Raw genomic sequence first — 20911 nt, forward strand, 5'->3', positions numbered from 1 at the left:
TGTGACGGCACCTGCGGCACCGACGATCAGTGGTGTTACGGATGACGTTGGTTCGATCGTAGGCGCAATCGTTTCCGGAGGGAGCACGGACGACACGACGCCGACGCTGACCGGTACGGCAGAAGCGGGCAGCACGGTCAGCGTGTACGACGGCACGACGCTCTTGGGCACGGCGACGGCAGACGTGTCCGGAAACTGGACGTTCACGCCGGGTACGGCGCTTGGAGAGGGGCCGCATGCGATCACGGTGACTGCAACCGATGCGGCTGGCAACGTAAGCACCCCGAGCGCGGCCTTCAACCTGACGATCGACACGACGGCGCCGGCAATCCCGACTGTGAACGCAACGGACGGCACGTCGTTGTCCGGCACGGCGGAAGCTGGCGCGACGGTCAACATCGACACGAACGGCGATGGCACGCCGGATGCAACGGTTGTGGCCGATCCAAGTGGCGCATGGACGTACACGCCGACGACACCGCTGCCGGTTGGTACGGTGATCGGCGTGACGGCGACCGATGCGGCAGGCAACACGGGTCCGTCAGCCTCGGTGACGGTCACGGGTGATGTGACGGCACCTGCGGCACCGACGATCAGTGGTGTTACGGATGACGTTGGTTCGATCGTTGGCGCAATCGTTTCCGGAGGGAGCACGGACGACACGACGCCGACCCTGACCGGCACGGCAGAAGCAGGCAGCACGATCAGCGTGTACGACGGCACGACGCTCTTGGGCACGGCGACGGCAGACGTGTCCGGAAACTGGACGTTCACGCCGGGTACGGCGCTTGGAGAGGGGCCGCATGCGATCACGGTGACTGCAACCGATGCGGCTGGCAACGTAAGCACCCCGAGCGCGGCCTTCAACCTGACGATCGACACGACGGCGCCGGCAATCCCGACTGTGAACGCAACGGACGGCACGTCGTTGTCCGGCACGGCGGAAGCTGGCGCGACGGTCAACATCGACACGAACGGCGATGGCACGCCGGATGCAACGGTTGTGGCCGATCCAAGTGGCGCATGGACGTACACGCCGACGACACCGCTGCCGGTTGGTACGGTGATCGGCGTGACGGCGACCGATGCGGCAGGCAACACGGGTCCGTCAGCCTCGGTGACGGTCACGGGTGATGTGACGGCACCTGCGGCACCGACGATCAGTGGTGTTACGGATGACGTTGGTTCGATCGTAGGCGCAATCGTTTCCGGAGGGAGCACGGACGACACGACGCCGACGCTGACCGGTACGGCAGAAGCGGGCAGCACGATCAGCGTGTACGACGGCACGACGCTGCTCGGTACGGCTACAGCAGATGCGTCCGGCAACTGGACGTTCACGCCGGGCACGGCGCTGGGTGAAGGCGCACACGCCATCACCGTGACAGCAACGGACACGGCCGGCAACGTGAGCACCCCGAGTGCGGCATTCAACCTGACGGTCGATACGACGGCGCCGGGAATCCCGACGGTAAATGCGACCGATGGTACGTCGCTGTCGGGCACAGCGGAAGCGGGCGCGACGGTCAACATCGACACGAACGGCGATGGCGCACCGGATGCAACGGTCGTGGCTGATCCGAGTGGTGCATGGACGTATACGCCGACGACCCCGCTGCCGGTGGGGACGGTGATTGGCGTGACGGTTACCGATGCGGCAGGCAATACGGGTCCGTCAGCCTCGGTGACGGTCACAGGTGATGTGACGGCACCTGTGGCACCGACGATCAGTGGTGTTACGGATGACGTTGGTTCGATCGTAGGCGCAATCGTTTCCGGAGGAAGCACGGACGACACGACGCCGACCCTGACCGGCACGGCAGAAGCAGGCAGCACGATCAGCGTGTACGACGGCACGACGCTGCTGGGCACGACGACGGCAGATGCGTCTGGGAACTGGACGTTCACGCCGAGCACCGGCTTGGGTGAAGGCGCACACGCCATCACCGTGACTGCGACGGACACGGCCGGCAACGTGAGCGCACCGAGCGCGGCCTTCAACCTGACGGTCGATACGACGGCGCCGGCAATCCCGACGGTGAACGCGACGGACGGCACGTCGCTGTCGGGCACGGCTGAAGCCGGGGCGACGGTCAATATCGACACGAATGGCGACGGCACGCCGGATGCTACCGTGACCGCGGACCCGAGCGGCGTCTGGACGTACACGCCATCGACCCCGCTGCCAATCGGTACGGTGATCGGCGTGACGGCCACCGATGCGGCAGGCAATACGGGTCCGTCAGCCTCGGTGACGGTCACGGGCGATGTGACGGCGCCTGCGGCTCCGATCATCGGTACTGTGACGGATGATGTGGGTTCCGTTGTTGGCGCGATCGCTTCAGGCGGCACGACTGACGACACAATTCCGACGCTCGCTGGCACAGCGGAAGCAGGTAGCACGGTGAGCGTGTACGACGGGACGACGCTGCTGGGCACGACGACGGCAGATGCGTCTGGGAACTGGACGTTCACGCCGAGCACCGGCTTGGGTGAAGGCGCACACGCCATCACCGTGACTGCGACGGACACGGCCGGCAACGTGAGCGCACCGAGCGCGGCCTTCAACCTGACGATCGATACGACGGCGCCGGCAATCCCGACGGTGAACGCGACGGACGGCACGTCGCTGTCGGGCACGGCGGAAGCGGGCGCAACGGTCAACATCGACACGAACGGCGACGGCACGCCGGATGCTACCGTGACCGCGGACCCGAGCGGCGTCTGGACCTACACGCCATCGACCCCGCTGCCAATCGGTACGGTGATCGGCGTGACGGCGACCGACGCGGCCGGCAATACGGGCCCGTCAGCATCGGTGACCGTCACAGGCGATGTGACGGCACCTGCGGCTCCGATCCTCGTCAGCGTGACGGACGACGTGGGCTCGATCCTCGGTCAGTTGACGACGGGCGCGAGCACCGACGACACGACGCCGACGCTGACCGGCACGGCAGAAGCAGGCAGCACGATCAGCGTGTACGACGGCACGACGCTCTTGGGCACGGCGACGGCAGACGTGTCCGGGAACTGGACGTTCACGCCGAGCACTGCGCTGGGTGAAGGAGCGCACAGCCTGACCGTCACCGCAACGGATGCCGCCGGCAACGTAAGCACCCCGAGCGCGGCGTTCAACCTGACGATCGATACCACCGCGCCGGCAATTCCGACGGTGAACGCGACGGACGGCACGTCGTTGTCGGGCACGGCCGAAGCCGGTGCGACGGTCAACATCGACACGAACGGCGATGGCACGCCGGATGCAACGGTCGTGGCCGATCCGAGCGGCGCCTGGACGTACACGCCATCGACCCCGCTGCCGGTTGGCACGGTAATCGGCGTGACGGCGACCGATGCGGCAGGCAACACGGGTCCGTCAGCCTCGGTGACGGTCACGGGTGATGTAACGGCCCCTGCGGCCCCGATCATCGTCAGCGTGACCGACGACGTGGGCTCGATCCTCGGTCAGTTGACGACGGGCGCGAGCACTGACGACACGACACCGACACTGAGCGGCACGGCAGAAGCAGGCAGCACGATCAGCGTGTACGACGGCACGACGCTGCTGGGTACGGCGACGGCAGACGTGTCTGGCAACTGGACGTTCACGCCGGGCACGGCGCTGGGTGAAGGAGCGCACAGCCTGACCGTCACCGCAACGGATGCCGCCGGCAACGTGAGCACCCCGACCGCGGCGTTCAACCTGACGATCGACACGACGGTTCCGGCAATCCCGACGGTAAATGCTACGGATGGCACATCGCTGTCGGGCACGGCCGAAGCTGGGGCGACGGTCAACATCGACACGAACGGCGACGGCACACCGGATGCAACGGTCGTGGCCGATCCAAGTGGTGCATGGACGTATACGCCGACGACCCCGCTGCCGGTTGGCACGGTAATCGGCGTGACGGCCACCGACGCGGCCGGCAACACGGGTCCGTCAGCCTCGGTGACAGTGACGGGCGACACGACGGCACCTGCGGCCCCGATCCTCGTCAGCGTGGCAGACGACGTCGGTTCCGTTGTTGGTGCGATCGTGTCGGGCGGCACGACGGACGACACGACACCGACGCTGACCGGTACGGCAGAAGCGGGCAGCACGGTCAGCGTGTACGACGGCACGACGCTGCTGGGCACGGCGACGGCAGATGCGTCCGGCAACTGGACGTTCACGCCGAGCACCGGCTTGGGCGAAGGAGCACACGCCATCACCGTAACTGCGACGGATACGGCCGGCAACGTAAGCACCCCGAGCGCGGCGTTCAACCTGACGATCGATACCACCGCGCCGGGAATCCCGACGGTGAACGCGACGGACGGCACGTCGTTGTCGGGCACGGCCGAAGCCGGTGCGACGGTCAACATCGACACGAACGGCGACGGCACGCCGGATGCAACGGTCGTGGCTGATCCAAGTGGCGCATGGACGTACACGCCGACGACCCCGCTGCCGGTTGGCACGGTAATCGGCGTGACGGCCACCGACGCGGCCGGCAACACGGGTCCGTCAGCCTCGGTGACAGTGACGGGCGACACGACGGCACCTGCGGCCCCGATCCTCGTCAGCGTGGCAGACGACGTCGGTTCCGTTGTTGGTGCGATCGTGTCGGGCGGCACGACGGACGACACGACACCGACGCTGACCGGTACGGCAGAAGCGGGCAGCACGGTCAGCGTGTACGACGGCACGACGCTGCTGGGCACGGCGACGGCAGATGCGTCCGGCAACTGGACGTTCACGCCGAGCACCGGCTTGGGCGAAGGAGCACACGCCATCACCGTAACTGCGACGGATACGGCCGGCAACGTAAGCACCCCGAGCACGGCCTTCAACCTGACGATCGACACGACGGCGCCGGCAATCCCGACGGTAAATGCGACGGACGGCACGTCGCTGTCGGGCACGGCCGAAGCCGGTGCGACGGTGAACATCGACACGAACGGCGACGGCACGCCGGATGCAACGGTTGTGGCTGATCCGAGTGGCGCATGGACGTATACGCCGACGACCCCGCTGCCGGTTGGCACGGTAATCGGCGTGACGGCGACCGACGCGGCCGGCAACACGGGTCCGTCTGCGTCGGTGACGGTGACGGGCGACACGACGGCACCTGCGGCCCCGATCCTCGTCAGCGTGACCGACGACGTGGGCTCGATCCTCGGTCAGTTGACGACGGGCGCGAGCACGGACGACACGACGCCGACCCTGACCGGTACGGCAGAAGCAGGCAGCACGATCAGCGTGTATGACGGCACGACGCTGCTCGGTACGGCGACGGCGGATGCATCCGGGAACTGGACGTTCACGCCGGGCACGGCACTGGGTGAGGGTGCACACAGCCTGACTGTCACCGCAACGGATGCGGCAGGCAACGTGAGCGCACCGAGCACGGCCTTCGGCCTGACGGTCGACACGACGGCCCCGGCAATCCCGACGGTAAACGCGACGGACGGCACGTCGCTGTCCGGCACCGCCGAAGCTGGCGCGACGATCAACATCGACACGAACGGCGACGGCACGCCGGATGCAACGGTCGTGGCCGATCCGAGCGGCGCCTGGACGTACACACCGACGACCCCGCTGCCGATCGGTACGGTAATCGGCGTGACGGCGACCGATGCGGCAGGCAATACGGGCCCATCCGCATCCGCGACGGTCGTGGATCTGACGGCGCCTGCGGCCCCGATCATCGTCAGCGTGACGGACGACGTCGGCTCGATCCTCGGCCAGTTGACGACCGGCGCGAGCACGGACGACACGACACCGACGCTGACCGGTACGGCAGAAGCAGGCAGCACGATCAGCGTGTTCGACGGCACGACGCTGCTCGGCACGGCGACGGCAGACGTGTCCGGAAACTGGACCTTCACGCCGAGCACCGGTTTGGGTGAAGGCGCACACAGCCTGACCGTCACCGCCACGGATGCGGCAGGCAACGTGAGCGTACCGAGCGCATCGTTCGCGATCACGGTCGACACGACCGCCCCGACCGCGACGGCCACGCTCACGACCCTGACCGACAACACCGGCGCGCCGAACGACTGGATCACCGGCGACACGACGCCGATCCTTGGCGGCACACTGAACGCGGCGCTCGGGGCGGGCGAGGTCGTGCAGGTCAGTATCGACGGCGGCGCACACTGGACCGACGCGACCGTCAGCGGCACGAACTGGACCTGGTACGCGCCGGGCGTGCTGTCCGCGGCCGACTACACGGCGACGGTCCGTGTCGTCGATGCCGCGGGCAATCTCGGCCCGACGACCTCGCATCTGTTCACGATCGATCCGAACGTCGCGCCGGTCGTATCGGCACAGTCGTCGGGGAACCTGCTCGGGATCGTCGGCGCGAACCTGCTCAACCTGATCGATTTCAGCACCCAGCAGGCGTTCTCGGCATCGGATTACAACAACAACATCGATCACGTGACGCTGCACTACGGCGGGCTGCTCGGTCTCGGGGCGCTGCAATTCAACGCGAACCAGGCGCTGGCGAACGAACTGGGGCTGCATTTCAACGTCGTCAACAACAACGGCATCCTCGGCGTGATCGGGCCGTCGTCCGACCTGGCGATCACGGCGACCGACGGCGGCGCGATCGACAACCTGAAGCTCAACGAGTTTCTCGGTTCGGTCACGCTGAACGGCGGGCTGATCAGCGTCAGCGCGCTCGACAGCGTGACGATCTCCGCGACCGACAAGACGGGGTTGTCCGCATCGGCGACGGCCGGCCAGTTGCTGAATGCGAACCTGCTCGGCTCGACGCAGTCGGCGTCGATCATCGAGGGCACGCCGGGCGGCGACACCGTCACCGGCACGTCCGGCAACGATCGCCTGTATGGCTATGGCGGTGACGACGTGCTGAATGCCGGCGACGGCAACGACCTGCTGCGTGGTGGCGCCGGCAACGACACGCTCAACGGCGGCAACGGCAACGACATCCTGATCGGCGGCGCCGGCAACGACACGCTGACGGGCGGCGCCGGCACCGACGTGTTCCTCTGGGAAGTCGTCGGCGCGGACAACACCGGCGGCAACGGCCAGGACGTCATCACCGACTTCCAGTTGGCGAGCGGCCCGGCCGATACGAGCAGCGACAAGATCGACCTGTCGAAGCTGCTGGTCGGCTACACGTCGGACGCGGATGGGCCTGCCCACTACGTGAACGGCGTGCCGACGATCGACGCGGGCGACACGATCGGGCAGTTCCTGTCGGTGACGAACGTCGGCGCCGACACGGTGATCAGCATCGACCGCGACGGCGCCGGAACGGCGTTCAGTTCGGAAACCCTCGTCACGCTGAACAACGTGACGACCAACCTGGAGACCCTGCTCGCGAACCATCAGATCATCGTCTGACCGCAATGGCACGGGGAGGACGGCCTGCCTCCCCGACACGGCAAGCCCGTTCGCATCGCGACGCGGGCTTGCCCGACGCATATCCGTCCCCGCGTCGACGGGGGCTTGCTTGCTTTGCCGGACGGCACGCCGCCGGCGTCCTGATGATGCTCAAGACAACCGATCGTTCCAGATTCACCTTGCATCGCGCCGCTCGTGCGGCGATGACCGTTTTCCATCCAGGCCATGTGTTGTTCGCGATCGCGCTGTTCGACACCGCACCGGTGGCGTTCGCATCGCCGTCATCGCTGCTGCCGAGCGGTCGACTGACCGATTCGTTCGAGGTCGCGGCGCGCGCGCCGGCTCCCGCGGTGCAGGCTGCCGCGGTATCGCCCGCGCGTTCGTCGCCGCCCGCCTCTGCGCGGGCGGCCGCGCCGGCGATTCGCACCGCGACGACGGCGTCGTCGTTCGTGCCGCTGCCGGCCGGTATGCCCGCTGGCGCAACCCGCCGGCACCTGGCGCCGCCCCTGCCGCCCGCGGACCCGGCGCGGCGCATCGTCCTCGCGAACCTGTCTCGCGCGATGGCGCCGGGCGACATGCCATCGCCGATGCCGCCGTCGCACGACGGGGTGACGACGATCACGCCGGATCTGCCGGACGCCTTCGATACGCCCGCTGCCGCGCAAGCAGAGGATGCCGACGGCGCATCGGACGAAACGCTGCGCATCGCGCTCGACCGCCTGACGCTGCGCGACGCGGTCGGTGTCGCGATCGCGCGCCATCCGGACATCGGCCGTGCCCATGCGGAAGTGGCGCAAAGCACGTCGGAGGTCGAGGTCGCGAAGGCGGCCTGGTACCCGAAGATCGACTACGGCGTGCGTCCCGGCTACGGCGGCAGCTTCGGCAGCAACGGCAACCGCACCGGCACGCGCGCATCGATCGGCGTATCGCAGTTGCTGTACGACTTCGGCCGCACGTCGGGCCGGATTTCCGCTGCCGATTCGACGCGCAACCAGAAGCAATACCAGTTGGCCGACACGATCGAGACGGTCGCGTACCAGACGGCGTCGACGTTCGTCGAACTGGCCGCCAGCCAGGACGTCATCGCCGCCGCGCGGCGCCAGGTCGCCGCGCTGAGCGACACGCGCACGAAGATCCTCGACCGCGTGCGTGCCGGGCTGTCGGTTTCGTCCGACCGCAATCTCGTCGAGGTGGCGATCCTCCACGCGCAGGCGGAAGTGCTCAAGGCCAACACGCGCTTCGACGTCGCCGCCGCCAAGCTCACCGAACTGATCGGCGCCCGCCCGCGGCGTGTCGCGAATCTCGGCGGCACGGTCGATTTCGTCGGCGCGCTGGGGAATGCGGGCAGTGACGTCGAACGCACGCCGTCGGTGCTCGCCGCGGCGGCGGCCGTCGACGCCGCCGATGCGCGCGTGCGGGTCGCGCAGGCGGAACGCTTCCCGTCGATCGGCATCGGTGCGAGCCGTTCGATATCGAGCGGCCGCCCGAACGCGACCAACGACACGTGGATCGGTTTCGCAGTGAGCGGTAATTACTCGCTGGGCGGGCTGGCGAGACACCAGATCGCGGCGGCCGAAGCCGAATTGCGCGCGAACCGGGAAAGCCTCGAGAACCGGCGGCTCGTGACGCGCAGCGCGCTCAAGTCGGCGGAGATCGAGGCGTCGGGCGCCGCGGCGCGCCTGAACAGCTACGAGAAGTTGATCGCGCTGTCGCGGGCGTCGCGCGACCTGTACTGGCAGGAATACATCCTGAACAAACGCACGTTGACCGACGTCGTGAATCCGGAGCGTGACATCTTCGAATCGGAAGTCGAGGGGATCAACGCACTGGCCGACGGCGCGATTGCACGCATCAAGGCATACGTGGCGGTCGGCAAGTTCGTCGAATTGCTGCGCGAACACGAGGGGAATCGTCATGAATGATGCGTTTCGCGCCGGGCGCGATGCCGGCGCCGATATCGCGCGCTGGGCCGACCCGCTGATTTTCGCCGCACGGCATCTCGGCCTGGCCGTTTCGCCCGAGCAGGTGCGCGGCGCGGCGTCGTGGGCGAGCGTCGCGGAGCCGGAGGCCGCCGTCATCGAAGTCGCCGCGTCCGCGGGGCTCGCCGCGCAGTTCGTCGCCTTGCCGCCGGCGCGGCTCACGCCGGCGATGCTGCCGGCGCTTGCCGTGTTCGACGATGCGCATGTCGGCGTGATCGTGTCGGTCGCGGCGGGGCGTGCGGTCGTCCAGTTCGTCTTCGACGGCAAGCCGCTCGAACGCGCGATCGATCTCGACGCGCCGGTGCCGTCGTGGCCGGCCCGCATGCTGATCGTTCACGAGCGCGTCGCGCGGCGCGACGAACGGATCGACGACTACCTGTCCGCCAAACCGGATACGTGGCTGCACGATCTGTTCGCGGCGCAGTGGAAGGTGTTGCTCGATCTCGGCGCCGGCTCGCTGTTCGGCAACCTGCTCGCGATCGCCACGTCGCTGTTCGCGATGCAGGTGTGGGACCGGGTGGTGCCGGCGCGGGCGACGCATACGCTGTGGGTGCTGGCTTCGGGCGTCGTGCTCGCGCTCGCGCTGGAGTTGTTGCTGCGTACCGCGCGCGTGTCGATCGCCGATCATTTCGGCAAGCAGGCGGATCTCAAGCTGTCCGCGATGTTCTTCGCGCGCGTGCTCGACATCCGCAACGACGCGCGGCCGCGCTCGCCGGGCACGCTGGTCGCCCAGCTTCGCGACCTCGAACAGCTGCGCGAACTGCTGACGTCGAGCACGATGGGCGTGCTGATCGACATCCCGTTCGTCGTCACATTTCTCTTCATCATCTGGCTGCTCGGCGGGCCGCTCGCGTTCGTGCCGCTCGCGGCGATCCCGCTGCTGATCCTGCCGGGCGTGCTTGCGCAAATCCCGCTGGCGAAGCTGTCGAACCAGGGGCTCGAGGAATCGGCGCTGCGCAGCGCGATCCTGATGGAGTCGATCTATCGCGCCGAGGACATCAAGGCGCTGCAGGCGGAGCCGCGCTTCCGGCAGTTGTGGGCGCATACGAACCGCGTGAATGCCGACATCGGCCTGCGGCAACGCCGGCTGGCCGGCCTGCTGGTCAATCTCGCGCAGACGGTGCAGCAGTTGGCCTACGCCGGCGTGCTGATCGCGGGCGTATACGGCATCCTGGACTCCAGCCTGTCGTTCGGCGCGGTGCTGGCGTGTTCGATCCTGACCAGCCGTACGATCGCGCCGCTCGGCCAGATTCCGGCCGTGCTGTCGCGCATCCAGAACGTACGTGCAGGCAAGAAGGGCCTCGACAACCTGCTCGCGCTGCCGGTCGATCACGATCCGGCGGTCGATGCCTATCACAAGCCGGCACTCGTCGGCCGATATCGCTTCGAGCAGGTCGGATACAGCTTCGATCCCCTGGAAAAGCCGGTGCTCAGTATTCCGAATCTGTCGATCGAACCGGGTGAGCGCGTCGCGATTCTCGGCCGGGTCGGCGCGGGCAAATCGACGCTGCTGCGCTTGTTCGGCGGGCTCGCGACGCCGGTTCAGGGCCGTATCCTGTTCAACGACACGCCGATGCCGCTGATCGATGTCGCCGACGTCCGCCGCGATGTCGGAATGCTGCTGCAGGAATCGAGCTTGTTCTACGGCACGCTGCGCGAGAACCTGCTGATCGCGAATCCGCTCGCGACCGACGAAGCGATGCTCGCCGCGATGAAGGTCGCCTGCGCGGATCAATTGCTGCTGCGGCAGCCGCATGGCCTCGACCTGAAGCTGCGCGAAAGCGGTCTTGGGCTGTCCGGCGGCCAGAAGCAGGCGCTGCTGCTGGCCCGCGTGATTCTGCGCTCGCCCAACGTGTTGCTGCTCGACGAGCCGACCGCGTCGCTCGACGAGGCGACCGAGCGCGCGATCGTCGAGCGCCTGCAGCAGTGGCTCGGCCATCGCACGTTGATCGTCGCGACGCATCGTTATCCGGTGCTGTCGATCGTCGATCGCATCATCGTGCTCGATGGCGGACGCGTGGTGCGCGACGGTCCCAAGGACGAGGTGCTGGCCGCGTTGCGGGGATCCGGCACGCCGGAGCGCGCGGCCGCTTCGCGCGCGCCGGCCGGCGGCCCGGGCGCGTTGGCGACGCAGATGGCGGGGGAGGCACGATGAGCGATTTTCCGTGGTCGGCAAGCGGCGCGCGCGAGGCTGCGCCCGCCCGGCGGATACTGTGGCTGATCGTCGCCGCGCTGGCGATTTTCCTGGTGTGGTCGGTGTTCGCGAATCTCGACGAAGTCGCGGTCGGCGAGGGCAAGGTTACACCTGCCTCCAAAGGGCAGGTGATCCAGAGCCTCGAAGGCGGCATCCTGTCGGAGCTCGCGGTGCGCGAAGGCGACGTCGTGGATGCGGGCCAGCGGCTCGCGACGCTCGATCCGGTGCTTGCACGCTCGTCGATGGAGGAAACGCTCGAGCGGATCACCGCGTTGCAGGGGCGCGCCGCGCGGCTGTATGCGGAGATGAACGACCTGCCCGGCATCGACTTCCCGGCGGAACTGGCGAACGAGAAGGCCGTGACCGCGCGCGAGCGTCAGCTGTTCGTCGCGAACCGTCGCGCGTTTCGCGAAAACGTCGCGAACCTGCGCGAACAGTTGCGCCTCGCCGAGGACGAGCTCCGGATCGCGTTGCCGCTGCTGAAAACCGGCGCGACCAACGAGGTCGAGGTGCTCCGGCTGCGTCAGAAGGCCGCCGAATTCTCGACGAAGCTCGCGTCGGCGCAGAGCGAGTACTACGTCGCGCTGAAAGCCGACTATTCGAAGACGATGGCCGATCTCGAACCGCTGCTGAAGGTTCGCGAAGGGCGGGCCGATCAGCTGCGCCGCACCGTGATTCGGTCGCCGGCGCGCGGCATCGTGAAGGATATCCGCGTGTCGACGGTCGGCGGCGTGATTGCGCCGGGCGGCATGCTGATGGAGATCGTGCCGCTCGACGACCAGTTGCTGATCGAGGCGCGCCTCAGCCCGCGCGACATCGCGTTCATTCATCCGGGGCAGGAAGCGACCGTGAAGATCACGGCGTTCGAGTCGTCGATCTACGGATCGCTGCCGGCGAAGGTCGAGCGGATCTCTCCCGACACGATCGAGGACCAGGTCGACCGGCGCGTGTATTACTACCGCGTCTACGTGCTCACGCAGCACGCGTATCTGGAAACCCGCGACGGCAAACGGCATCCGATCCTGCCGGGCATGGTCGCCACCGCGGAGATTCGCACCGGGCGCCGCACCGTGTTCGACTATCTCGTCAAGCCGTTGAACCGCGCGGCCGAGGCGTTGCGCGAACGCTAGCGCGCCGGTACGGCACGGTCATGTGCGCGGCGCCGGAGCGCCGCGTTCGGCGCCCGGATACACGATCGTGCCGTCGTCCCGGATCACGGCGCCGGCCGTGAGGCGCGCGGGCTCCACGCGGTTGCGGCCCATGATGTGCAGCACCGTTTCGCCGCGCGCGATCAGGTAGTCGGACACGATGCGCCGGTGGCAGCGCCACCACACGGCTTCCGAACACATGATCGCGCAGCGCTGCTCGTGCCCCTGCGCGATCAGCCGGTCGAGGCCCGCGTGAAATTCGGGCGACAGCGCGTAGTCCGCGTAGCGGTGAAAGCTGCGATTCGTCCAGAAATCGTTGACGTCGTCGGCTACGCCGTGCGACTTGCCGCGCAGGCCGCCGAGTTCGGCGATGTGTTCGTACGCGATGTCGGCGGCGGCAAGCACATCCGGCAGCGTCGCTTCGTTGAATTGCGGGTTGGTGCGCGAACGCGTCATCTTGCGGATATCCGCGAGCAGCGTGATCTCGACCGCGTCGAGGAGGTCGATGAATTCGTCGAGCGTGCGGTTCGAATGACCGATCGTGTAGAACGGGAGCGTCATGCGTCGTCCTGGTCGGCGATGCGTTCGAGCACGCGGCCGCGATGCGCGGCGACGTGATCGGTCCGGTCGCTCTTGATCTCGTACTGCGGATCGTCGGGCGATGCGCGATGGCGATGGCCCTTGTAGTCGAAGTCGGCGGTGTGGATCGCGATGATCGTGCCGGTCACGTAGCCGGCCTCGGAATGCCAGCGGACGTGGTCGCCCAGCTTGAATGGTGTGGTCATGCCGCGGTGCCTCCTTGTGTCGATGCCGGGGCGGTCGGCCCTCGTGGCCTTGGCGGCGCGCGCCGGGGGCCGCGAGGGGGAACGTGCATGAATTCAGTATCGGCCGCCACCCCACACGGCAAAAGATACAGACGTGCGAACGGCAGGGCCTTGCCGCCTGCGCAATCGGCATGCCTTTCATTTTCATGACGACGTGGGTGTCGATCCCCCGCTTGCCCGCGTGAAATTGTCATGCTAGTTTTTCATGAAATTTCTCGGCGTAATTTTCACGGAAGCCCGCATGTTCGTGCAATCCGACCGTCACGTCGCCAGCTACTACGCCGGCACCTACCCGGCACCGATCCCGCATCGGCCCGCGCTGGACGAACGCGTCGACGCCGACGTGCTGGTTGTCGGCGCGGGCTTCAGCGGGCTGCATACGGCACTGCGGCTCGCGCTTGCCGGCAAGCGCGTCGTGATGCTCGAAGCGAGCCGCGTCGCGTGGGCCGCATCGGGTCGCAACGGCGGACAGGCGCTGCTCGGCTGGTCGTGCGACATGCAGCCACTCGAGGATGCGCTCGGCCGCGACGGCGCGCGCCTGCTGTGGGACAGCATGCGCTGGGCGGCGGCCGAAGTGCGCGAACTGCCGGCGCGGCACGGTTTCGACATCGACTACCGGCCCGGCAGCCTGTGGGCCGCGGTGCGGCCGCGGCGCGTCGCGATGCTGGCGCAGGCGCGCGACGAGGCGGCCGAGCGCTGGGGCTACGACCGGCTGCGCGTGATCGGGCGCGACGAGATGCCCGAATGGGTCGGCAGCACGCGCTATCTCGCGGCGCTCCACGACCCGGAGGCCGGCCACCTGAACCCGCTGAAACTCGCGCTCGGCCTCGCGCAGACGATCGAGCGCGCGGGCGGCCGCATCTTCGAACAGAGCCGTGTGCTTGACTGCCGCGAGACGGCCGGCGGCCACGTCGCCCGCACCGCGCGCGGCGAGGTACGGGCGGACGTGCTGGTGCTGGCCTGCAATGCGTACGTCGACCGGCTCGACCGCGACCTCGCGCGCCGGCTGCTGCCGGTGGGCACGTATCAGGTCGCGACCGCGCCGCTCGCGCCCGACGTCGCGCGTGCGCTGCTGCCGCGAAACAGTTGCGTGATCGACAACCAGTTCGTGCCCGACTACTTCCGCCTGAGTCCCGACGACCGGCTGCTGTTCGGCGGCGGCTGCACGTATCTCGGCGGCATCCCGGCCGATATCGCGGCGGCGACGCGCCCGCATCTCGAACGCGTGTTCCCGCAGCTGGCCGGCGTACCGCTCGACTACGCGTGGGGCGGTCACATCGACATCAGCATGCGTCGCACGCCGGACATCGGCCGCCACGGGCAGCGCTTCTGGCTGCAGGGATTTTCGGGGCACGGCGTGCTGCCGACGCTCGCCGGCGCGCGCGCGGTGGCCGACGCCGTGCTCGGCGACGAACGCCTGCTCGCGCAGTACCAGCGCATTCGCAACCCGCGCTTTCCCGGCGGTGACCGGCTGGCCGCGCCGCTGGAGGCGATCGGCAAGGCCTGGTACCGTCTGCGCGATACCGTTTGATTGCACCGGAATCCATCACGTCATGAACGAACAGGAAGAGATAGAAAGTCTGGCGATCCTGATCCGCGACCTGCGCAAGCATCGCAAGGTCACGCTCAACGATCTGGCCGAGCGGATCGGCCGCTCGGTCGGCTTTCTGTCGCAGGTCGAACGCGGGCTGTCGCGCCCGACGGTCGCGGATCTCACCGCGATCGGCGAGGCGCTCGGCGTGCCGACCACGTATTTCTACAGCCTGAGCAAGCCGCGCGGCGTGCCGTGGGTCACGCGGCCCGACGAACGTCGCACCGTGTATTACGCGGCCGGCATTACCGACATCCTCGTGTCGCCGAACATGCGCTCGCGCTTCTCGATCCTCGAAAGCCATCTCGCGCCCGGCGCGAGCAGCGGCGAGCGGCCGGTCGACGACAGTGACGAGCAGGGCGGCTTCGTGCTCGAAGGAGAACTGACGATCTGGCTCGATGGTGACGACACGCCCGTCACGCTCGGCCCGAACGATGCATTCCAGCTTCCGGCGCACAAGCGCTTCCGCTACGCGAACCTGACCGACGCGCCGACGCGCGTGATCTGGGTGTTCACCTGAGTGGCCGGCGGGGCGGGCGGTGCTGCATGCCGCCGTGCCGCGCATGATGTTTGCAGTACTGATCGACATGCGGCGTGCGTTGCGCCGGGTGTCGCATGAATCCGGTTCGCCGCGCCGCGGCGCCGCCCTACGAGACATGGAAAGGATGAGACATGGCTGACGTCGTTCCCGCGCTGGTCAGTGAAGTCCGCGCGTTCCGGCAGGCGCACCCCGCGATTCGTTATGTCGACCTGATCTGCCTCGACCTGCCCGGGCATTTCTACGGCAAGCGCTACCCGATCGATGCGCTCGAAAAGGTCGCGGCGGGTTCGCTGCTGAAGCTGCCGCAGAACTGCATCCTGCTCGGCACGCAAGGCGGGCTCTACAAGATCGGCGACTACTGTTTCAACGACGGCGACCCGGACGCCGTGCGCCGGCTGATCCCCGGCACGCTGAAGCCGGTGACCTGGGAGAAGCAGCCGCTCGGCCAGATGCTGATCACGACCGACGGCACCGATTCGCCGGTCGAATTCGAGCCGCGCGAGGTGCTCGCGCGCGTGCTGCGGCGGTTCGCGGCGCGCGGCATCCGGCCGGTCGTCGCGTTCGAGCTCGAGTTCTACCTGTTCGATGCGCAGCTCGAGGACGGGATGCCGAAGTATCCGCGCGACCGCCTGTCCGACGATCGCGACGATCAGCCGAACATGCATATCGAGCGGCTATCGCGCTTTTCCGACGTGCTGCACGAGATGGTCGACGTCGCGTGCGAGCAGGGCGTCGATGCGACGGTGATCACAGCCGAGCTCGGGCCCGGCCAGTTCGAGATCAACTTCGGCCATTGCGATGACGCGCTGCGCGCGGCCGACTGGTCCGCGATGTTCTGCCGCAGCACGCGCGGCGTCGCGTTGCGGCACGGCTATCGCGCGAGCTTCATGGGCAAGCCGTATCTGCATGCGCCGGGCAGCGGAATGCACGTGCACGTCAGCCTGTATGACGACGCGGGGCTCAACCTGCTCGCGGCGGACGGGCAGCGGCCGCTGCGGCACGCGGTGGCCGGCTGCCTCGCGCTGCTGCCGCACTGCATGCCCGTGTTCGCGCCGAATCACAATGCGTTCCGCCGCTACGGGGCGATGGTGAACGCGGCGAGCCGCGCGAGCTGGGGCTTCGAGGATCGCGACGCGTGCATCCGGATTCCGGAGTCGGATGCATGCAACCTGCGGATCGAGCACCGGCTCGCGAGCGCGGATGCGAATCCGTACCTCGTGCTTGCAGCGATCCTCAGCGGGATGGAGCACGGGCTCGATGCGCGGCTCGCACCGATCGCGCCGCTCAACGAGGATCGCGGCAGCGGGATCGATTTCCCGAAGGAGATGCTGTCGGCGGTGGCCGCGATGCAGGATCATCCGGCCGTGCGCGAAGGGCTCGGCAGCGAGTTCGTGATGGTGTATTGCGAGAACAAGCGGCAGGAGGAGCTGGATTTCCGCAACGAGATCGGCGCGCGGGAGTATCGGTGGTTTCTGTGATTGACGCGCGCGCCGAGGAACCCGGTCAGGGAAGTGCGCGCCAGTAGCGCACTTCCTCGATCGGCGTACCGTCGATCTCGAACGTCTTGATGTCGCCTTCGGCAACGAAACCTTCGCGTTCGTAGAACGCCCTTGCCCGACGGTTCTTGACCAGTACCCACAGCGACACCCACGCATGGCCCGCGTCATGCAGCGATCGGCATGCGTGATCGACGAGCCGCGCACCGATGCCTTGCCCGCAATGCGACGGATGCAGATAGATCGCTTCGATTTCGCCCCACGAAGGATCCTTGTCGGTGTCGCGCGTCGGGCCGTAGGCGATCCATCCGGCCGGTGCGTGGTTCGCGAACGCGAGTGCGACGCGTGGCCGTCCCGCGTCGAGCGCGTCGCGCCACGCGGCCGTACGCTTGTCGACCGACAGGCCGGCGAGGAACGGGGCCGGCATGATATCCGTGTAGGTTGCTTGCCACGACGCGACGTGGATGTCGGCAATGGTCGCTGCATCGGCGGAGGCGGCCGCGCGGATGTCGATCGTCGTCGTGTTCGGTGCCATGCGTCCCTCGTGTGATCGGTTGCCGCATACCGCGTTGCTGTTTCTTTCAGGCGCGCCATGCCGCGAAGCGGCTTCGCGGCATGGCGCGCTCCGCGGCCTTATTCGCCGAGCTTCGACGTCACGCACCCGGTACTCGAGCACTCGCGCTCACGCTCGCGCAGGAACGACAGCCGCGACTGCGTCATGTCGTTCGCGCACTGGATATCGACGAGGTAGCTGCTGCCGCGCGTCTCGCTGCATTGGGCATCGCGTTGTTTCAGCCACGCGAGCTGGCCGGCCTTCAGCGCCGCCTGCTGATCGCCGCTCAGTTGCTTGCGCAACCGGCCGTATTCGTCGTTGAGATCGCGGTCGGACTGCGAGAACTGCGTGCTCGTGCAATACACCTGGTCGAACGCGCTACGCGGCTTTGCGCAGCCGGCCGCGTGCGCGGCGAACGGAACGGCGAGCGCGAGCACGGCGCAGGATGCGAGCAGATTCTTCTTCATGGTGAGGCTCCTGACTGGGTGAAAACCGTTGAACCCGACGGGCGAGACCGTCGTTTATCGGGGCGTCGTACACGCGTCGATGCCGCCCGCGATCGCGGCGGACAGGCGCTGGATCGTCTCGCGCCGCGCGAGCCGCGCTTCTTCGTCCGGATTGACGATCACGCCGGCTTCGACGAGCACGGCCGGAATCGGCGCGGTGCGCAGCACGACGAGGTCGTCGAAGCGGTGGATGCCGAGCGACGGGTCGATCAGCGGGCGATTCTCGCCGCGGATCGGCTGCGCGTGATACAGCGACGGTCGTTCGCCGGCCGCGACCAGCCGCTCGGCGATCGCCTTCGCGCACCGCAGGCTTTCCGCATAGTGCGGATTGCGCTCCGACACGAACACCGAGAAGCCGCGGAATTCGCGCTGCCGGCCCGCGTCGATGAACTGCTGCTGCATCGAGTCGTGGTGGATCGACACGAACAGGTTCGCGTCGGGCGCCTGCGTCGAGCGTTGATCGAGCTTGATTTCGCGACCGTCGGCCGACGTGCGCAGCACGCGGTCGCCATGGGCGGCGAGTTTGTCGGCGATCGCGCCGGACAGGTCGAGGTTGTACAGGTATTCGACGCGGCCGCTGGCCCCGGTGGAGCCCGGATGCGCGGGTGTATGGCCGGTGTCGACGACGATGTAGCGCGCGGACGCGGGCTCGGTGCCGGCGGTGTCGGCCGCGTGCAGCGCCGGCGGTGCGCCGAGCAGCGGGGCGCACGCGAGCACGCGCGCGGCGGCGCGCCCGAGCCGGCGAAGGCGTCGGAGGGTTCGGTTCGTCATTGTTGTTGTCGAGAAGGGCGTGCGGCGCGTCGAACGGCGCGCCATCGTCGGCCTGCTCAATGCAGTCGGAATGTCGCGCGATTATAGCGGGTGGCGGCGACGCCGCAATGACGAAACGGCGGCCATCGCACCGATCCGAAGCCGAGCGTCGGGCCAGCGGCGCCGGGCCATGATCGTGGCGTGACGGGTGGCGCCGCGCGCATGTCTCGGGGCACGCGCGCGGCGTGCGGCCGGTGGCGAGCGCCGGTCAGCGCGGCAGCGCCTCGGCTTCGGCCCAGCGCTTGAACGAATCGAGACGCCGGCGTGTCTGCACGAGATAGAACGCGCCGATCAGCGGTTCGAGCAGCCAGCGCAGCCACGACGGCTGCGCGCGGAAGTGGTACGTGAACTTCACCTCGGTCGACCCGGCCGTGCGCTCGGTGAAATTCCAGCTGCCGCTGAAGCGTTCGAGCACCTTCGGCCCTTCGACCATTTCGACGGCGGCGACCTGCGGCGGACGGTACGAGATGTAGCGCGACACCATCGTCGCGCCCGACTGGCTGCGGCAGAACGCGTCGACGCCGACGTCGGCGGTCGTGCCGTCGAGCAGATAGGCGTCGGTGAGGAAGCTGTCCCACACGAGCCGCCGTCCGTAATCCTGCGACCACGTGAACAGGCGCCTGCGATCGACGCCGACGGTCCGGCTGACTGAGATCCTCATGAGGGCGGGCGCCGGGGCGCGGATTGGGATGAAATCGAGTGTAACTCGCCAATAACCTGTGTTTCGTCAGACTTCGTCAAGTCGAGCGCGCGCTCGACCAGGCTCGATTGACGTATTTCGGGATTTCCCCTAGGATTCATTTCAACCCTTCGGGACAGACCCGGAGCGTTTCAATCTCTTGAGGGAGCCTCATGAGTACGCAACAGAACCGGCGCTTCGACGCGCTCGTTTTCATTGGTCGTTTCCAGCCTCCGCATCGTGGTCACCTGAACGTGCTGAAGTCGGCACTGAGCCGGGCCGAGCGCGTGTGCGTGCTGATCGGGTCGACCGACAAGCCCCGCACCATCAAGGATCCGTTCTCGTTCGACGAGCGCCGCCAGATGCTGGCTTCGCTGCTCGACGCGTCCGAGCGCGACCGCGTGACGGTCGCGCCGCTGCAGGATTCGACCTACAACGACGGCGACTGGGTGCGCTGGGTGCAGGAGGCCGTCGCGTCCGCGCTCGGCGATATCGCGCAGCGCAAGGTCGGGCTGATCGGCCACGAGAAGGATGCCACGTCGTATTACCTGCGGATGTTCCCGCAATGGGAACTCGTCGACGTCGACGCGACGGAAGACATTTCCGCCACCGAAATCCGCGACCAGTATTTCGCCGAACGGACCAACAGCTTCGTGCAATGGGCCGTGCCGGACCCCGTATTCGGCTGGCTCGAGCGTTTCCGCACGCAGCCGCAATTCGCGCAACTGAAGTCGGAAGCCGAATTCATCGCCGCGTATCGCAAGGCGTGGGCGGCCGCGCCGTATCCGGTCACGTTCGTGACGGTCGACGCGGTGGTCGTGCACTCGGGCCATATCCTGCTCGTGCGTCGCCGCAGCGAACCGGGCCGCGGCCTGTGGGCGCTGCCGGGCGGCTTCGTGAACCAGGACGAGCGGCTCGATGCGGCCTGCATCCGCGAATTGCGCGAGGAAACCGGCCTCAAGCTGCCGGAGCCCGTGTTGCGCGGCTCGATCAAGGATCGCCAGGTGTTCGATCACCCGACGCGTTCGCTGCGCGGCCGCACGATCACGCATGCGTGCCTGTTCAACTTCCCGACCGGCGAGCTGCCGCGCGTGAAGGGCAGCGACGACGCCGACAAGGCGCGCTGGGTGCCGCTCAACGAATTCGCGCAGATGCGCAACGTGATGTTCGAGGATCACTTCGACATCGCGTATCACTTCCTGGGGAAGCTGTGACGCGCTGATTCCCCGC

Annotated in this window: 14 protein-coding genes; 8 read left to right on the plus strand and 6 right to left on the minus strand. The window is 67.7% G+C overall.

All coding sequences use genetic code 11. The features are described from left to right. The 4 genes from adhA to HWX62_RS18625 form a co-directional block, all read left to right on the plus strand. Window positions 1-7360: Ig-like domain-containing protein (gene adhA / locus HWX62_RS18610; RefSeq protein WP_175985205.1), on the plus strand; the 7360-nt coding region annotated here is incomplete at its 5' end. A gap of 467 nt (window positions 7361-7827) precedes the next feature. Beyond that, window positions 7828-9282 carry a TolC family protein gene (locus tag HWX62_RS18615; RefSeq protein ID WP_244136065.1) on the plus strand — a complete coding sequence of 485 codons (1455 nt, stop codon included), beginning with the start codon at window positions 7828-7830 and terminating at the stop codon, window positions 9280-9282. After that, entirely contained in the window at window positions 9275-11494 is a 2220-nt protein-coding gene (locus tag HWX62_RS18620) for a type I secretion system permease/ATPase (RefSeq protein ID WP_175931841.1), read from the plus strand. Before HWX62_RS18615 ends, HWX62_RS18620 begins: the two co-directional genes overlap by 8 nt. Beyond that, the gene (locus HWX62_RS18625; RefSeq protein ID WP_175931746.1) at window positions 11491-12663 is read left to right on the plus strand and encodes an HlyD family efflux transporter periplasmic adaptor subunit; all 1173 of its coding nucleotides are present in this window, start codon (window positions 11491-11493) and stop codon (window positions 12661-12663) included. Before HWX62_RS18620 ends, HWX62_RS18625 begins: the two co-directional genes overlap by 4 nt. A gap of 18 nt (window positions 12664-12681) precedes the next feature. On the opposite strand, the gene HWX62_RS18630 is transcribed toward HWX62_RS18625, so the two are convergent. Further along, window positions 12682-13242, minus strand: coding sequence for a DUF488 domain-containing protein (locus HWX62_RS18630; protein WP_175931747.1), 561 nt, complete (start codon window positions 13240-13242; stop codon window positions 12682-12684). Beyond that, on the minus strand, window positions 13239-13466 hold the full coding sequence (locus tag HWX62_RS18635; protein WP_175931748.1) for a DUF2945 domain-containing protein: 228 nt from the start codon (window positions 13464-13466) through the stop codon (window positions 13239-13241). The genes HWX62_RS18630 and HWX62_RS18635 overlap by 4 nt, the downstream gene beginning before the upstream one ends. A gap of 280 nt (window positions 13467-13746) precedes the next feature. Here HWX62_RS18635 and HWX62_RS18640 point away from each other — a divergent pair, with 280 nt between their 5' ends. The 3 genes from HWX62_RS18640 to HWX62_RS18650 all read left to right on the plus strand — a co-directional run bounded on the left by HWX62_RS18640 (window position 13747) and on the right by HWX62_RS18650 (window position 17115). After that, on the plus strand, window positions 13747-15036 hold the full coding sequence (locus HWX62_RS18640; RefSeq protein ID WP_175931749.1) for an FAD-binding oxidoreductase: 1290 nt from the start codon (window positions 13747-13749) through the stop codon (window positions 15034-15036). A gap of 22 nt (window positions 15037-15058) precedes the next feature. Continuing rightward, a complete protein-coding gene (locus HWX62_RS18645) occupies window positions 15059-15616 on the plus strand; it encodes an XRE family transcriptional regulator (protein ID WP_175931750.1) in 558 nt (185 codons plus the stop codon). A 152-nt stretch (window positions 15617-15768) separates the two neighbouring features. Then, window positions 15769-17115: a glutamine synthetase family protein gene (locus tag HWX62_RS18650; RefSeq protein ID WP_175931751.1), complete on the plus strand. Its 1347-nt coding sequence runs from the start codon at window positions 15769-15771 to the stop codon at window positions 17113-17115. A 25-nt stretch (window positions 17116-17140) separates the two neighbouring features. On the opposite strand, the gene HWX62_RS18655 is transcribed toward HWX62_RS18650, so the two are convergent. From HWX62_RS18655 to HWX62_RS18670, 4 genes are all read right to left on the minus strand, one after another. Then, window positions 17141-17668: a GNAT family N-acetyltransferase gene (locus tag HWX62_RS18655; RefSeq protein ID WP_175931752.1), complete on the minus strand. Its 528-nt coding sequence runs from the start codon at window positions 17666-17668 to the stop codon at window positions 17141-17143. Window positions 17669-17766: 98 nt separating this feature from the next. Further along, on the minus strand, window positions 17767-18153 hold the full coding sequence (locus HWX62_RS18660; RefSeq protein ID WP_175931753.1) for a lysozyme inhibitor LprI family protein: 387 nt from the start codon (window positions 18151-18153) through the stop codon (window positions 17767-17769). A 54-nt stretch (window positions 18154-18207) separates the two neighbouring features. Continuing rightward, the gene (locus HWX62_RS18665; RefSeq protein ID WP_175931754.1) at window positions 18208-18963 is read right to left on the minus strand and encodes an N-acetylmuramoyl-L-alanine amidase; all 756 of its coding nucleotides are present in this window, start codon (window positions 18961-18963) and stop codon (window positions 18208-18210) included. Window positions 18964-19210: 247 nt separating this feature from the next. Further along, entirely contained in the window at window positions 19211-19663 is a 453-nt protein-coding gene (locus tag HWX62_RS18670; RefSeq protein ID WP_175931755.1) for an SRPBCC family protein, read from the minus strand. A gap of 191 nt (window positions 19664-19854) precedes the next feature. On the opposite strand from HWX62_RS18670, the gene HWX62_RS18675 reads away from it, so the two are divergent. Next, window positions 19855-20895, plus strand: a complete 1041-nt coding sequence (locus HWX62_RS18675) for a bifunctional nicotinamide-nucleotide adenylyltransferase/Nudix hydroxylase (RefSeq protein ID WP_175931756.1) — start codon at window positions 19855-19857, stop codon at window positions 20893-20895. The last annotated feature ends 16 nt before the right edge of the window (window positions 20896-20911 follow it).

The organism is Burkholderia sp. BCC0506 (assembly GCF_902833145.1).
In the GTDB taxonomy this organism is placed as follows: domain Bacteria; phylum Pseudomonadota; class Gammaproteobacteria; order Burkholderiales; family Burkholderiaceae; genus Burkholderia.

Excerpts from the sequence above, each read along its gene's own strand:
- HWX62_RS18650 (WP_175931751.1), top strand. The coding sequence starts at position 15,769 with ATGGCTGACGTCGTTCCCGCGCTGGTCAGTGAAGTCCGCGCGTTCCGG.
- HWX62_RS18645 (WP_175931750.1), top strand. The coding sequence starts at position 15,059 with ATGAACGAACAGGAAGAGATAGAAAGTCTGGCGATCCTGATCCGCGAC.
- HWX62_RS18635 (WP_175931748.1), bottom strand. The coding sequence starts at position 13,466 with ATGACCACACCATTCAAGCTGGGCGACCACGTCCGCTGGCATTCCGAG.
- HWX62_RS18640 (WP_175931749.1), top strand. The coding sequence starts at position 13,747 with ATGTTCGTGCAATCCGACCGTCACGTCGCCAGCTACTACGCCGGCACC.
- HWX62_RS18655 (WP_175931752.1), bottom strand. The coding sequence starts at position 17,668 with ATGGCACCGAACACGACGACGATCGACATCCGCGCGGCCGCCTCCGCC.
- HWX62_RS18665 (WP_175931754.1), bottom strand. The coding sequence starts at position 18,963 with ATGACGAACCGAACCCTCCGACGCCTTCGCCGGCTCGGGCGCGCCGCC.
- HWX62_RS18660 (WP_175931753.1), bottom strand. The coding sequence starts at position 18,153 with ATGAAGAAGAATCTGCTCGCATCCTGCGCCGTGCTCGCGCTCGCCGTT.
- HWX62_RS18615 (WP_244136065.1), top strand. The coding sequence starts at position 7,828 with ATGCCCGCTGGCGCAACCCGCCGGCACCTGGCGCCGCCCCTGCCGCCC.
- HWX62_RS18670 (WP_175931755.1), bottom strand. The coding sequence starts at position 19,663 with ATGAGGATCTCAGTCAGCCGGACCGTCGGCGTCGATCGCAGGCGCCTG.
- HWX62_RS18675 (WP_175931756.1), top strand. The coding sequence starts at position 19,855 with ATGAGTACGCAACAGAACCGGCGCTTCGACGCGCTCGTTTTCATTGGT.
- HWX62_RS18625 (WP_175931746.1), top strand. The coding sequence starts at position 11,491 with ATGAGCGATTTTCCGTGGTCGGCAAGCGGCGCGCGCGAGGCTGCGCCC.
- HWX62_RS18630 (WP_175931747.1), bottom strand. The coding sequence starts at position 13,242 with ATGACGCTCCCGTTCTACACGATCGGTCATTCGAACCGCACGCTCGAC.
- HWX62_RS18620 (WP_175931841.1), top strand. The coding sequence starts at position 9,275 with ATGAATGATGCGTTTCGCGCCGGGCGCGATGCCGGCGCCGATATCGCG.